At 70.8% G+C, this 13,888-nt stretch carries 11 protein-coding genes and 1 tRNA gene; 8 read left to right on the top strand and 4 right to left on the bottom strand.

Annotated elements, in window-relative coordinates; translation table 11 throughout:
• Position 1 precedes the first annotated feature (1 nt).
• The gene (locus tag ACH4J0_RS40090) at positions 2 to 1,405 is read right to left on the bottom strand and encodes a CoA transferase (RefSeq protein WP_396246133.1); all 1,404 of its coding nucleotides are present in this window, start codon (positions 1,403 to 1,405) and stop codon (positions 2 to 4) included.
• A gap of 227 nt (positions 1,406 to 1,632) precedes the next feature.
• On the opposite strand from ACH4J0_RS40090, the gene ACH4J0_RS40085 reads away from it, so the two are divergent.
• The 4 genes from ACH4J0_RS40085 to ACH4J0_RS40070 all read left to right on the top strand — a co-directional run bounded on the left by ACH4J0_RS40085 (position 1,633) and on the right by ACH4J0_RS40070 (position 5,855).
• On the top strand, positions 1,633 to 2,811 hold the full coding sequence (locus ACH4J0_RS40085; RefSeq protein WP_396246132.1) for a CaiB/BaiF CoA transferase family protein: 1,179 nt from the start codon (positions 1,633 to 1,635) through the stop codon (positions 2,809 to 2,811).
• Positions 2,812 to 2,824: 13 nt separating this feature from the next.
• A complete protein-coding gene (locus ACH4J0_RS40080) occupies positions 2,825 to 3,985 on the top strand; it encodes an acyl-CoA dehydrogenase family protein (protein ID WP_396246131.1) in 1,161 nt (386 codons plus the stop codon).
• Between the two features lie 146 nt (positions 3,986 to 4,131).
• Positions 4,132 to 4,935 carry an acyl-CoA dehydrogenase family protein gene (locus ACH4J0_RS40075; RefSeq protein ID WP_396246130.1) on the top strand — a complete coding sequence of 268 codons (804 nt, stop codon included), beginning with the start codon at positions 4,132 to 4,134 and terminating at the stop codon, positions 4,933 to 4,935.
• Between the two features lie 17 nt (positions 4,936 to 4,952).
• Positions 4,953 to 5,855: a LysR family transcriptional regulator gene (locus ACH4J0_RS40070; protein ID WP_396246129.1), complete on the top strand. Its 903-nt coding sequence runs from the start codon at positions 4,953 to 4,955 to the stop codon at positions 5,853 to 5,855.
• 299 nt (positions 5,856 to 6,154) lie between these two features.
• Here ACH4J0_RS40070 and ACH4J0_RS40065 read toward each other — a convergent pair.
• Positions 6,155 to 6,258, bottom strand: a tRNA-Ser gene (locus ACH4J0_RS40065).
• Between the two features lie 211 nt (positions 6,259 to 6,469).
• Complete coding sequence (locus tag ACH4J0_RS40060; protein WP_396246128.1) at positions 6,470 to 6,697, bottom strand: hypothetical protein; 228 nt, start codon at positions 6,695 to 6,697, stop codon at positions 6,470 to 6,472.
• A gap of 515 nt (positions 6,698 to 7,212) precedes the next feature.
• Between ACH4J0_RS40060 and ACH4J0_RS40055 the strand changes: the two genes are divergently transcribed.
• Positions 7,213 to 7,416: a cold-shock protein gene (locus tag ACH4J0_RS40055; RefSeq protein WP_344640564.1), complete on the top strand. Its 204-nt coding sequence runs from the start codon at positions 7,213 to 7,215 to the stop codon at positions 7,414 to 7,416.
• Positions 7,417 to 7,784: 368 nt separating this feature from the next.
• The gene (locus tag ACH4J0_RS40050) at positions 7,785 to 9,320 is read left to right on the top strand and encodes a DEAD/DEAH box helicase (RefSeq protein ID WP_396246127.1); all 1,536 of its coding nucleotides are present in this window, start codon (positions 7,785 to 7,787) and stop codon (positions 9,318 to 9,320) included.
• An 894-nt stretch (positions 9,321 to 10,214) separates the two neighbouring features.
• Here the strand turns inward: ACH4J0_RS40050 and ACH4J0_RS40045 are convergent.
• Positions 10,215 to 10,670: an SsgA family sporulation/cell division regulator gene (locus ACH4J0_RS40045; RefSeq protein ID WP_396246126.1), complete on the bottom strand. Its 456-nt coding sequence runs from the start codon at positions 10,668 to 10,670 to the stop codon at positions 10,215 to 10,217.
• Positions 10,671 to 11,275: 605 nt separating this feature from the next.
• On the opposite strand from ACH4J0_RS40045, the gene ACH4J0_RS40040 reads away from it, so the two are divergent.
• Both ACH4J0_RS40040 and ACH4J0_RS40035 read left to right on the top strand, forming a co-directional pair.
• Positions 11,276 to 12,523, top strand: coding sequence for a PucR family transcriptional regulator (locus ACH4J0_RS40040; RefSeq protein ID WP_396246125.1), 1,248 nt, complete (start codon positions 11,276 to 11,278; stop codon positions 12,521 to 12,523).
• Between the two features lie 236 nt (positions 12,524 to 12,759).
• On the top strand, positions 12,760 to 13,590 hold the full coding sequence (locus ACH4J0_RS40035; protein WP_396246124.1) for an alpha/beta fold hydrolase: 831 nt from the start codon (positions 12,760 to 12,762) through the stop codon (positions 13,588 to 13,590).
• Positions 13,591 to 13,888: the final 298 nt, after the last annotated feature.

Below are 13,888 nucleotides of genomic sequence, written 5' to 3'. Positions count from 1 at the left end.
ATCACCAGGCCAGGGTGGAGGCGCCGAGGGGCTCGGCGCTGCGGGTGAGACGGGGGCGCAGCGTGGAGTACGCGATGCGTGTCGGCAGATAGCTGGTGCTGCCGAACGGACCCTCGACAGTGGTGAGGTGACCGGCGGCGTCGGTGGGGTCGGGGGCGGGCAGGTCGCGGACCTGCGCGCGCGGGAACAGCCCCAGGTCCTGCACCCACATCGAGACCTTGGCCAGATCCACGTGCACCCGCCAGGTCCCGCCCTCGCGGGCCCGGCGGCGCAGCGCCTCCACCGTGCCGGCTGCGCCCAGGATCGCCGCGAGGTAGTCGTTGAGCAGATAGGTGGGCGGCAGCCTGGGCCCGTCGAAGGAGCCCTCCTCGGCGGAGAATCCGCTCGCTGCACAGGCGAGTTGGTCGAATCCGCCACGTCGGGACCACGGTCCGGTCGTGCCCCAGCCGTGGAAGTCCAACAGGACGAGTCCGGGCCGCTCCTCGGCCAAGGCCGCCGGTCCGAAGCCCTTGGTGTCCAGGTTCAGGTAGTTGCTCACATACACGTCCGTCTCCGCCAGTACCCGGCGGAAGGCCTTCGCCTGGCCGGGGGCGTTCAGGTCGCAGAAGGCGGCGCGCTTGCCGATGCCGGTCTCGATGATCATGCCGTTGGGGTCGGGGTGTGCGGGGGAGGACAGGTGCATTACGTCCGCGCCCAGCTCGGCGGTCATCCTGGCGGCGATCGGCCCGGCGATGACGTGCGTGTTGTCCAGCACACGCACGCCGGAGAGCGGGAGTTCGGCCCCGCCGGGGAAGGGCTCGGGCGCGCTGTCGCCCAGTTTGTCGATGTGGATCAGCGGGCCCTGGTCGAGCAGCCGGCCCTGCGGGTGCTCGCGCCACTCGGCCTGCGTCCGTACGGCGATGGCGGTGCCGCCCCGCGCGCAGATCGCCTCCTCCAGCGCAAAGGCGTCCCAGTGCGCGACGGCGTCCGCGATCCGCTCCCGGTCGGGCGGGCAGTCCAGAACCTCGCACGCCGTATCGCGCAGATGCGGGTAGCTCAGCAGCACGTAGACGTGGCGGCCGTCGGCGGCGCGGTAGAAGTCGCTGTTCCCGAGCAGGTTCGGGTCCTCGGCGAGTGCAGTGACGGCAACGCCGTTGACGCTGGTCAGGAACACGGCCATCAGCTGGTGCACGGCCGACTCCACCGACACGGTGACATCCTGCCCGTCCCCGCCGCGCTCCCGCCACAGCGCGGCGACCTCCGTGCCGAGCGCCGCGAGCGCGGCCGCGGCGGCGTCGCCGATCCGGTGCACGGAGGGGGTGACCGGATCGGCGCCGGTGATGGTGACCTTGCCGCCCGCGTCCGCGGCGCCGACGCCGAGTTCACGGTAGAGGCCGTCGAGTACGTCATGGGGAGTGCGTGGCATGACCGGGATCCTTTCCGAAGGACTACTGCTGCCTTCAGGAAAGCCGCGCCCCTTCGGGCCGGTCCAATATGAGTTCCAGGCGGTGGCTATACGGTCCGTCATATAGAGGGCCGTTCACCTGCAGTGATATGTCTGGCCCCAGATTCCCATAGGTGCATCGGTATTGGCCACAGGCCGCCTGTTCGGGCTTTCCTGGATTCACCGAACGATCCCGAAACGGAGGCGAAATGCCGAAGGCAGGAATGCTCGCCGGTGTCCGCGTCATCGAACTCGGCAGCGTGATCATGGTGCCGTACGCCGCCCAGCAGCTCGGCGACCTGGGCGCCGACGTGATCAAGGTCGAGCCGCCCGTCGGCGACATGACGCGCAGCTACCCGCCGATCCGCCACCCCGGAATGGGCGGTGCGGCCCTCAACCTCAACCGCAACAAGCGCAGCGTCGCTCTCGATCTGAAGGCCCCGCGCGGCCGTGAGGCGCTGCTCGCGCTGCTCCGTACCGCCGATGTGTTCCTGACCAACATCCGCCCGCAGGCCCTGGCCAGGCTCCGGCTCACCCCCGAGGAACTCGCCGCCGCCAACCCGGAGCTGATCCAGATCAACGCCCAGGGCTTCCGCAGCGACAGCGAGCTCGGCACCCTCGCCGCGTACGACGACATCATCCAGGCCGTCTCCGGGCTGGTCTGGCTCAACCAACAGGCCAGCGGGGAACCGCACTTCGTGCCTACCCTGCTCGCCGACAAGATCTGCGGCCTGCAGATCACCCAGTCCGTGCTCGCCGCCCTGCACCACCGCGCCAACGGCGGCGGAGGCCAGCACATCGAAGTGCCGATGGCCGATGTGATGATGGCCTTCAACCTCGTCGAGCACCTCGGCGAGGCCGTGCTGGAGCCCGACGGCTCCTTCGGTGCACCCCGCTCGATGAGCCGCGCCCGCCGCGCCCAGCGCACCGCCGACGGCTGGCTGTGCATCCTGCCGCACAGCGACCGCAACTGGCGCGACTTCACCGCCTTCGCCGGCCGCCCCGAACTCGCCGACGACCCGCGGTTCGCCACCCGCGCCACGCGCGCCGCCAACGCCGACGAGCTCTACCCCGTACTGGACGAGCTGGCACGGCAGCACACCACCGCGACCTGGCAGGACTTCTGCCACCGCGTGAGCATCCCCGCTGCTCCCGTGCACTCGATCGCCTCGGCCGCGGCCAGCTCGTACGCCCGCGAAGGCGGTCTGCTCACCGAGGTCGAGCACCCCACCGAGGGCGTCTACCGGTCCATCGCCCGCCCGGTGCGCTACTCCGCCGACCCCGTCCCGCCGCTGCGCCCCTGCCCGGCCATCGGCGAGCACACCGACGAGGTGCTGCGCGAGGCCGGCTTCGACACGAACCTGCTGCGCCCCGCGCACACCGCCTGAACAGGAGTCCGCCATGACCGACACATCAGCACTGCTGCCCGCCCAAGCCCTCGAACTACGTCTGAAGGTCCGCCGGTTCCTCGACGAGGAGCGCGCCCGCGGCACCGTGCTCGGGCGCCCGGATTCCTGGCTGACCGGCTGGCTGCCGGAGTTCAGCCGCAGGCTCGCCGAGTGCGGCTGGGTGGGCATGGCCCTGCCCGAGGAGTACGGCGGGGGCGGCCTGGGCTTCGCCGCCCGGGTGGTGGTGATCGAGGAACTGCTCGCCGCCGGGGCTCCGGTCTCCGCGCACTGGGTCGCCGACCGCCAGGCCGCGCCCTCGATCCTGGCCCACGGCAGCGAGGAGCAGAAGAAGCGTTTCCTGCCCGCCATCGTCGAGGGCCGCTGCTTCTTCTCCATCGGGATGAGCGAGGCGCAGGCCGGGTCCGACCTGGCTAACGTGGCGACCCGCGCCGAGCGCGTCGACGGCGGCGGCTGGAAGCTGACCGGCACCAAGATGTGGACCGGCGGCGCGCACGTCAACGACTACGCGATCGTCCTGGCCCGCACCAGCGACCACACCGACCGCCACCAGGGACTCAGCCAGTTCATCGTGGACCTGCGCGCCCCCGGGGTGCGCGTGGAGCCGATCCGGCTGCTGACCGGCGAGCACACCTTCAACTATTTCCACCTGGAGGGCGTCGAGGTCCCCGACAGCATGCTGCTCGGCAGCGAGGGCGACGGCTGGGCGCAGGTGACCGGTGAGCTCGCCTTCGAACGCAGCGGCCCCGAGAGGTACTTGAGTACCTTCCCGCTGCTTGTCGCGCTGGTGCGTGAGCTGTCGGGCCGCGCTACCACCGCCGACCAGCAGGCCCGCCTCGGCGCTCTCCTCGCGCGGGTGTACGCCGTACGCCGGCTCTCCCTCGGGGTGGCCGCGGCGCTGGACGCGGGACGCCCCGCCGACGTCCAGGCAGCCCTGGTGAAGGACCTCGGTACCCGGCTCGAAGGCGAGGTGGTGAACGAGGCCCGGCGGATCCTGCCGGTGGCCGCCGACGCCGGAGCCACGCCCGGCACGTACCCCGAACTCCTCGCCATCGCGCTCCTGCACACCCCCGCATACACCCTGCGCGGCGGCACCAACGAAATCCTTCGCGGCATCATCACCCGAGCCCTTGAGCAGCAGGAGCAGCAGTCATGAGCGTCTCGCAGCAGCTTGCCGAAGTCCGTTCTGCAGGGCGCACCGCAGGGACCGGGTCCGGATCCGCGTCCGGGCCGGTTGCCGAAAGCATCCTCGTCGCCCGGCCGCTCGCCGAGCGCACCGGACTCGGCCTACCCGCAGGCCCCTTGACCTACTGCCTGGCCACCAGCCTGGCGATCACCTGGGCCCACCCCGCCGCCTTCCACGTCGGCCCGGCGGGGACCATGGGCGAGGACCTCGCCCTACGCGTCTCGGGCACCCTGCCCCGGGTGCCCTGGGGCGGCAGCGCCACCGTACTGGTCGCGGCGCAGGGTCCGGGCGGACCCGTCCTGTTCCCTGTCGACCCCGCTCGTACGACGATCGCAGCCGGCTCCAACCTCGCCGGAGAGCCGCGCGACACCCTGCACCTGGCCGACTACCAGGTCCCTGCCGAGCTCGTACGCCCCCTCACCCCGGACCTGCTGACCGAGTGCGAGCTGCGCGCCGCCCTGACCCGCGCGGCACTGATCGCCGGGGCGGCCGAGCGCTGCGTCGAGCTGACGGTGGCCCACACCTCCAGCCGCATCCAGTTCGGCCGGCCGCTCAGCCACTTCCAGGCCGTCAAGCAGGAAGAGGCCCGGCTCATCGAGGAGTCCGCGCTGGTCGGCGCCGCAGTGGAGGCAGCCGGAGAAGCGGTCGAACTCCACGGCTTCGAGGCCGCGTTCGCCATCGCCGCCGCCAAGGCCCAGGCCTCCGCCTCGGTGGCAGAGATCACCAGGATCGCCCACCAACTGCATGGCGCCATCGGCTTCACCGAACTCAGCGAACTGCGCTTCGCCACCACCCGGCTGTGGTCCTGGCGCGACGAGGACGGGGACGAAGCCCACTGGTCGGCCCGTCTCGGCCGTACGGCGCTCGCACAGCGGGCGGAAGACCTCTGGCCCCTTCTCACCGGCACGAAGTCATGGTGAATCTCTAGGATCTTGGCATGGACCTCACGCCACGCCTGCTGGAGCAGTTCACGGTACTCGCCGAGGAGAAGCACTACGGACGGGCGGCCGAGCGGCTGATGATAAGCCAGCCCCCGCTCAGCCAGGCCATCCAGCGTCTGGAGCGGATCGTCGGCGCCCGGCTGCTCGACCGGAGCAGCAACGGCGTCGAACTGACCGCAGCGGGCGCGGCGTTCGCCGCAGATGCCCGTCACCTGCTGGACGCCCAGCAGGCCGCACTCGCCCGCGCCCGCCGGATCGCCTCGGGGGACGCGGGCGAGGTCCGTATCGGGTACGTCAGCGGTCTCGCGCACTGGCACATGCCCCGGCTGCTGGCCAACGCGGCACGCGATCTGCCCGACCTGCGCATCCAGTTGACCCAGGCCTCCTCCATCGCCTTGGTCGAGGCGCTACGGCTGGGCTCCGTCGACCTCGCCTTCATCCGCACCGCACCTCTGCAGGCCGATGACCTGGAACTGCTGGAGCTCGGCCGTGAGCGGGTGTATGTCGCCCTGCCCGAGGCCCACGCGCTCGCGGGTGCGGCCGAACTCTCCCTGCGCGCCCTCCAGGAGGACTGGTTCGTCTTCGTCAGCGAGCGGGCCCTGCCCGAGCTAGCCCGCAAGGGGCAGCTCATGTGCCGCCGCGCGGGCTTCAAGCCCCAGGTCAGGGCCCGCGCCGACGACCTCCCCGGACTCCTTGGCTATGTCGCCTCCGGGCTGTGTGTCGCCCTGGTCTCCGAGCACACGGCCGATCTCGCCTTCCCCGGTGTACGCGTGCTCCCCCTCGCCGACACCGACCCCGAGTTCTCCCTCGCGATCCGGGCCGTGTACCGCCCGGACCCCGACCCGGCCGTCCCAGCACTGCTGCGGCACACCGCGTCCTGGTTCGACGCGGACTCTTGACCGCGTACCGTTTCACAATGGCTTCACCGGGTGTGACCGGGCGTTTCGCGGCTTGGTCAGCCGGCGGGCGGTGCTGGTTGATCAGCCCGTGGACGGCTGGGAGTCGGGTGACCCTGGTGCTGGGCGATCGGCCCGTTCAGGACATGCCCGGCCGCTGTCGGGTGCGCTACCTGCAGCGGCGCGAGGCCCGTCCTCGCCCTCATGTGACCCGGGACACGCACCGCCGTCGACGGCGGTCGGTGTGCCCGGACAGTGACGAAGGCCCGGACCGCTTTGCAGCGGTCCGGGCCTTCGGCCAGCGGAGGATACGAGATTCGAACTCGTGAGGGGTTGCCCCCAACACGCTTTCCAAGCGTGCGTCGACGGACTCGCGAGTACCTTTGACGTGATCACATCGTGCCCCTGAAGCTGCAGCTCAGCATAGGTGGCGCGGTTGTCGGCACGCACAGGCGGCTGTGGCGCCTGGACCGGCACGTGGGGGTCGCTGGCCGTGTGGTTCTCGGTCGGAGTGCACCCCCTCGACGTCGCACCGGCACGATGTCCCACCGTCCCGCCCGGCGCTCCGCCCGCGTGCTGCGCGGTGCAATCGGCCGAGCGCCGGGGGGTGTTCGGGGTCAGAGTTTGAACATCGCGGTGTACGGGTGGGTGATGCGTTCCTGCCGTGATCCGAAGTCGACGAGTACCGCGATGTCGTCGTCACCTTCGACGCCGATGACCCGACCGAGGCCGTACCCGTCATGGGTGACCCGGTCGCCGACGGCGAAGTGCTTGCGTGGTGCCTCCGCCCGGGGCTTGAAAGGGCTGGTGGGCAGGGGGCGGCGACCTGCTGAAGATTTCATCATTCAGGCCAGTATGCGCCTGGAAGCGCGGGCGCGGGCCCTTTCGTGCATACGAGTTCGAGTCGGGCCGGAATGCCGCGCCCGATGTCCGGTGCGCGCCCTGAATGGCGCCGGTGGTCGGCGTGGTGCGCCGCCTTCGCGGGGCTGTCACCGCGAGGGCAGGCGTTCCGCACCGGGGGAATCGTCCTCCCCTGGGAGCCGTCGGCCTCGACGGAGTGCGGGCCGGATACTCAAGGGGCTTGTTCTCCAGGCGTGTTCACGGTCCTCTCGGTTCGGGACCGGCCGTCCCGGGGAAGGCTCCCGCAGAACCGGGGGTGAAACATCCCGCCGCGGTGGGCCATGGCCTGCTACAGTTGACTTAGTTGCAGTAGTGGTTCCCATGAACTTTGTGTGCGCCTGCTGATGTGTTGCAGGCGCATTTTTTGTTCCCCGGCTCTTCCCCGGTGGGCGCTCCATGCGGTGACTCGAAGCCGCGCTGTGCGTGCTTCGGACAGTCCCTTGAAGGAGATTTTTAATTAATGGCTAATGGCACTGTGAAGTGGTTCAACTCGGAAAAGGGCTTCGGCTTCATCGAGCAGGAGGGTGGCGGCCCCGACGTCTTCGCCCACTTCTCGAACATCAACGCCAACGGCTTCCGTGAGCTGCTTGAGGGTCAGAAGGTCGAGTTCGACGTCACGCAGGGCCAGAAGGGTCCGCAGGCCGAGAACATTCGCCCGCTGTAGTTCTTCTGCCACGGCACCCGCCTGGTAGCGAGGGGCCCGCACCGCGCACATGCCCGGTTGCGGGCCCCTCGGTCATCGCGCCACGGCGCATCCTCCCGGCCGTTCGGGCCTGGGCTCCGCCACCGGTGGCATCCCCACGCGAGACGCACAGCGCCGCGTCCGGATCGGCGCCCCGCCGTGACAGCTCACGGTTCGAGGTTCTTCGCTCCCGCCCTCCGCGGTGAGCGCCGACCATAGGTGACGTGCCGCACGGTTCCACCGTCCACGCTCCGCCCGTCACACTTCCGGCCCGTTCCCTTGCGGTCTCCGCCGGCGCCCCGCGCCACGGAACCTTCCTCGTGACGTGCCGCCCGAGGAAGGTTTTCCGCATGGCCCGCTCCAGTCGCTCCTCGTACCACAACGCCGACTTCCGCTCCGCGGCCGGCTCCCGCTCCGGTGGCGGCTCCTTCTACGGTGACCGGCCCGTCGGAGACCGACGCTCCTCCGGGCGGAGTGTCCCTCGGGGCCCCTCCGTGCAGGGCGAGTTCGCGGTGCCGGTGAGCACGACCCCGGCACTGCCGGCCGTCGAGTCCTTCGACGAGCTGGACCTGCCGAAGGCGCTGCTGGCGGTGCTGATCGGCCAGGGTGTCACCGCGCCGTTCCCGATCCAGGCCGCAACGCTGCCGAACTCGCTGGCCGGCCGTGACCTCCTCGGACGGGGCCGGACCGGCTCCGGCAAGACCATCGCGTTCGGTCTCGCCGTGCTGGCCCGCACCGCCGGGCAGAGGGCCGAGCCGCGCTGCCCGCTGGCCGTGGTGCTGGTTCCCACCCGCGAGCTCGCGCAGCAGGTCACCGAGGCCCTCACTCCGTACGCCCGCGCTGTACGCCTGCGGATGGCGACCGTGGTGGGCGGGACGTCGATGAGCCGCCAGGCATGGATCCTCAACCGCGGGGCGGAGGTCGTGGTGGCCACCCCGGGCCGGCTCAGGGACCTGATCCAGCGCGGCGACTGCCGACTGGACCGGGTCGGCATCACGGTGCTCGACGAGGCCGACCAGATGGCCGACATGGGCTTCCTGCCGCAGGTCACCGAGCTCCTCGACCAGGTCGCCGAAGGCGGCCAGACCATGCTGTTCTCCGCCACCCTGGACCGCAACGTCGACCGCCTGGTGCGGCGCTTCCTCAAGGACCCGGTCACCCACTCGGTGGACCCGTCCGGGGGAGCGGTCAGCACCATGGAGCACCACGTGCTGCACGTGCAGAACTTCGACAAGAACGCCACGATCGCCCACATCGCGTCCCGGGACGGCAGGGTGATCATGTTCATCGACACCAAGCACGGCGCGGACCGTCTGGTGGAGGACCTGCTCGCCAACGGGGTGAAGGCCGCGGCCCTGCACGGCGGCAAGTCCCAGCCGCAGCGCACCCGCACCCTGGAGCAGTTCCGCACCGGCCAGGTGACCGCGTTGATCGCGACCAACGTCGCCGCCCGAGGGATCCACGTCGACGGGCTCGACCTCGTCGTCAACCTGGACCCGCCGGGCGACCACAAGGACTACCTGCACCGGGGCGGGCGGACGGCCCGGGCCGGCGAGTCCGGCACCGTCGTCACACTGGCGCTGCCCAACCAGCGCCGCGGGACGGCCCGCATGATGACGACGGCCGGCATCACCCCCGTCACCACCAGGGTCAGCGCCGGCGACGAGGACCTGGCCCGGATCACCGGTGCCCGCGTGCCCACCGGCATTCCCACCGAGATCCCCGACCCCGTCGTCGAGCGGCCGCGCCGCGGCCCGTCCGCGGGTCGCTACCACCGCGGCCGCCCCGCCCGCGCCGTCGGCGACACCCGGGCCGCCGCCGGCCGCGACGACCAGAGCTCCTCCGGCCGCCGCCGGACGCCCCGGCGCGCCGCTCCCGCCGCGTAGTACCACCGGGCCTGCTCGTCGCGGAGGATCTTCTCCGCGTGGCCTCGCTCGAACAGTAGGAGCCGGTCGGTGTACTCCTCCCTCGCGGAGCGCATGAATCGTTCCGCGTGCGGGCTGCCGTTGCGGCTGTGGGGCGGAATCCTGGCGACGGAGATGCTCTCGCCGGCGAGGGCGGCGTCGGAGGCCGTGGTGAACTTCGAGTCACGGTCCCGGATCAGGCGGGTGAAGTCGGCAGCACGGTCGCCGAGTTGCCGGAGCAGCTGGCGAGCCTGCTGGGTGGCTCGGGCGGCGGTGTACGCCAGATGCGCGATCGGGCCGTGAGCGGGGCGAAGCGGGGTTCACTGTTGCGAGCCTGTCCACCGTCTGCGAAACGGATTCGTGCCTGTACCCGACCGGTCGGTACCGATACCTGCTCGGCCGCGACGGCCCGGAGGCGTTCGAGCGGAGGGGACTGTCGTAGGCGGGGGCGTCCGGGCCGCGCTGGGCGCTGGCTTCGACGAGGTGGAGCCTTGCTTTGAAGTTCCACCCTGATCTCGGACAGCGGGTTCTTACGCTGCGGGGTGAAGTCGTGCTGCAGCCTGGCTCGGGCTTCGAGGGGTGTGAGGTATCCGAACTCAGGGTGCTTGCGGAGCCTGGTGCGGTCGTATTCGACTTCGATGAAGTCAGCGACTGGGGGGCACGGTCGTCCGAGGTGCTTGCGAAACCTCCGGAGAGGACGGTCAGCAGGTCGCCGGCCAGGCGCCAGTCGAGCAGGGGGTGGTAGGCCATGTTGGAGTAGTCGCGCAGGCAGCCGGGGCACGAAGACGTGCAAATGATGGAATGTCCGGTCTCCCTCAGCGAGTCCAGGTGCGCGTGGGTGGCCCGCATGTAGTCGCCCCCGGCCGCGGTCGGTCGTCAGCTGGCCAGGCCGTGCAGCTCGGCGTCCCAGTCGATCGCGCTGCTTTCCGTGCCCGGGGGGACGAGCACGAAGGCTTCCCGGCGGAGCCAGCGGCGCACCTGTCGGGACGGGAGGTCGATGAGGACGACGTTGTCGCGGTTGCGGAGCATGATGCGCAGGGCCGCGCGGCCGTGGCAGGTGCAGGGCGGCCAGATGCGGACGTCGCCGAGGCCGGCGGGCTTCTGCAGTCCTTCCCAGAGGAGGTCCCGGGAGAACCGCCAGGTGCCCGCGTCGGCCGCGAGTCCGAGGAACTCGAGCGCGACGGCGAGCGGGTCGTCGCTGCGGTAGCCGAAGCGCACGGGGACGTCGACGGACTCGACCTCGCCCAGGACGAGTCGGGCATCGAGGTGGATCTCGGTGCTGGTGGCCTCCGGGTGGGGCTGGGAGCTGGGCAGCGGATGGTGGGCGGGCATGGATTCTCCTGGGTCGGTGTCGGGAACGGGTGCCGGCGCCGGGCTGCGCGTGGCTGCGCCGGGCTGTGCGGGGCGAAGAGAGGTCGTCCGGGGCGGCACGGGCGAGGTGTCCGACCGGGACAGGGCGCGCCGGACGACCGGGGCGCCCGAGCGTGACGGCGCGATGATCTCGCCTCGGCCCTGGGGGCTGCCGTCGAACAGGGGAGGCGGATTCGCGGTCCAGACTAGGAGACGGTATCGGCGCGGATGTTCCGGAGGCGCACCGCGACGTGACGGTCTGCGCACCGTTCGCCCGGCACGCGGGGCGGACTCGGGTTCCTTCCGGCCGCGCCCGTCCTGTTCAACGGCCGGAGACCGGCACGTTCAGGCGGCCGCCCCGGCCGTCGTCGCTTTGTCGCCAGTTGGCTGAACCCCCTTGCTCTGAACGATTTTTCGTCATCCCCTGGCCTTCCCTGGGTGTCGGATGCGCAGCCTCCTCCGAGGGGCGGGCGCCGCCCGGGGCGGCCGCCGTCCAGGCCGGGCGGAGCCATGAGATCCTCGGTTTGTTGAAGATTTGTCCATCTCGTTTCGCTCCTTGTATGAAGGACGCCGGGAGGATTTTGATCATGAAGAGATGGATCCAGCGTGCGCGTCCGGGAGGCGAGGCGCTCCAGTCGTTGGTGGACGGTCTGGCCGAGGAGCTGGGCCGGTCCGTCGTCCTCGACGACCCGTTGGTACGGATGATCTGTACCAGTCGGCACTTCGCTGACGAGGACCGCGTGCGCGTCCGCACGCTGCTGCAGGGCATCGCTGACGACGAGGCCATCCGCTACGTGCTGTCACAGGGGGTCGCGCAGTGGACCACTCCGGGAATCCTCCCGGGCCGCGACGACCTGGGGCTGCAGCCTCGCTACTGCGTCCCGATCCGCGAGCGGGGCTTCATGCTGGGCATCCTCATGATCGTGGCGACGGGAGAGCCCCTCACCGAGGCCGAAACCGAGGCCGTCGACAGGGTCGCCCGCGCCGTGGCGGCCGAGATGTACGCCGAGCGTTTGGCCTCTGACGCAGACGAGGAGCACACCCGCCGGCTGGTGAACCAGCTGGTCGGTTCGGACTCGGCGCAGCGCTGCGCGGCGCACCAGCGTCTGCTGGAGGACGGCCTTCTTCCGGCCGGCCCCCACGTGGTGGTGACCAGCGTGGCCGTCTCCGGGCAGCGGGGGACCTCCGGCCAGGTCTCGGTGGCGCTGCGCGGTGCGCTGGACCCGTTCCGGGGGACCCGTACGGCCCGCGGCCTGCTGGCGATCGAGCAGGACCGGGCGATCCTGGTCCAGGTCTTCGAACGGGAACCGGCGGAGGAGGACCTGGACCGGCAGTGCCACGCCATCGTCCGTTCGCTGAAGACCTTCCTGGGCCCGGGGGCGGCCACGGTGGTGGGCGTGGGTGGGCGACAGGCGGCGCTTGCCGGTGCGTGGACCTCCTACGACCAGGCCCGGGTGGCGGCTCGTGCGGCCCGACGGCTGCCCGGGCTGGGGGGTATCGGTGACTGGGAACGGCTCGGGGAGTACACCGTGTTCCTCCAGTTGCCCGACAGTGCGCTCAACGACTCCCTGCTGCCGAAGTCGCTGCGGCGTCTGCTGGACGGCGGCGGCAACCCCCGTTTGGAGGAGACCCTGCGTTGCTTCCTGGAGAACGCCGGTTCGGTGCCCAAGACGGCGGAGATCCTGGAGGTCCACCGCACCTCCTTGTACTACCGCCTGCGGCAGATCCAGGAGATCACGGGCCTGGAACTGGACAACGGCGCGCACCGCCTCGTCCTGCACATGGGGTTGCGGCTGCGGGACCTGCTCCAGGCGCCCCCGGAAAGGCCGGCCTGACCCGGGGAATTGTCGGTGCGCACCGTTTCCGATGCGCACCGTTTCTACAGAGCGATGAAGTTCCGTTGCTACAGAGTGATGAAGCTCCGTCCGGCAATCCCTACGTCGGTCGGTGGTCAACGAGGCCCGTGCACCACGAGAATCATCACTGCGAGCTGCCGCTCATCCCCCGGCGACCTGCGGGCTCCGGACCCCCTGAAGCCATGAGCCGACACGAACGGACAAGAACGAGCGTCATGCACGAAATGATCACGAACGACGGTGTGCGCCTGACCTACCGCGACAGCGGCGGGGACGGGGTCCCGCTGGTCATGCTCCACGGCTGGGGGCAGACGCAGGAGATGTTCCGCCACCAGTTCGAGGAACTGGCGCCGGGGCGACGCGTCGTGACGGTGGACTTCCGGGGCCACGGCCGTTCCGACAAGCCGAGCCACGGCTACCGCGTCGCGCGCCTGGCCCGCGACGTCCTCGACCTGGTCGACCACTTGGGCCTGGACGCCTTCGACGCGCTGGGCTGGTCGATGGGCGCCTCGGTGTGGTGGAGCTTCGTCGACCAGTACGGAACCGGCCGCATCCGCCGGTTCGTCGTGGTCGACCAGCCGGCAGCCGTGGCGGCGGCGCCCTGGATGGCACCGGCCGAGCAGCGGGAATCCGGCGCCATCTTCGACGTGGCGGGGCTCCTGGAACTGGGCGCCGCGCTCGCCGGGCCGGAGGGGGCCACGGTCCGTGAGGACTTCGTCCGTTCGATGTTCAGCGGTGACACCGACCCGGACGTGCTCGCCTTCGTGACCGAGGAGATCCGCTCCACCCCGGCGTACGCCGGCGTCCCGCTGCTCTTCGACCACTGCGCCCAGGACTGGCGTGACGTCCTCGACCGCATCGACGTACCGACCCTGGTACTCGGCTGCGAGGGAAGCCACGTGGACCCCGCCTCCCAGCGCTTCGTCGCCGGGCGGATCCCCGGCGCCCGCCTCCACGTGTTCCCTGCGAGCGTCGCGAGCTCGCACTTCCCGTTCCTGGAGAACCCCGGCGAGTTCAACGCCGTCGTGGAGAAGTTCCTCTCCTGAGCGCCCCGCCGCCGACGGTGCCACCACCGACCGCCGAGCGGCGAGCCGCCTTCCCAGCACCTGCACAGAGTCATTCGAACCGGTCGGAGCCTCCCGTGATCCCGTCGGGTCCCTCACCCATGCCCGAAACCGAGTACCACCAGCTTGACCGAACCGCCCTCGAGGGCGGTAACGGCTGCATCGACATCCTCGCCGCGCCGCCAGGAACCGATCCCGAGGACTGCCTCTACGTCGCCCTGCACGTCCATGGTGCGGCCTCCGTCCGGCGCCGGGGCGCCAGCATCGTCCTGGCCCCCGG

The organism is Kitasatospora sp. NPDC017646 (assembly GCF_044329365.1).
Taxonomy (GTDB): domain Bacteria; phylum Actinomycetota; class Actinomycetes; order Streptomycetales; family Streptomycetaceae; genus Kitasatospora.
Note: the sequence above shows the minus strand (reverse complement) of the source record. Positions and strands in the feature narration are given on the sequence as shown.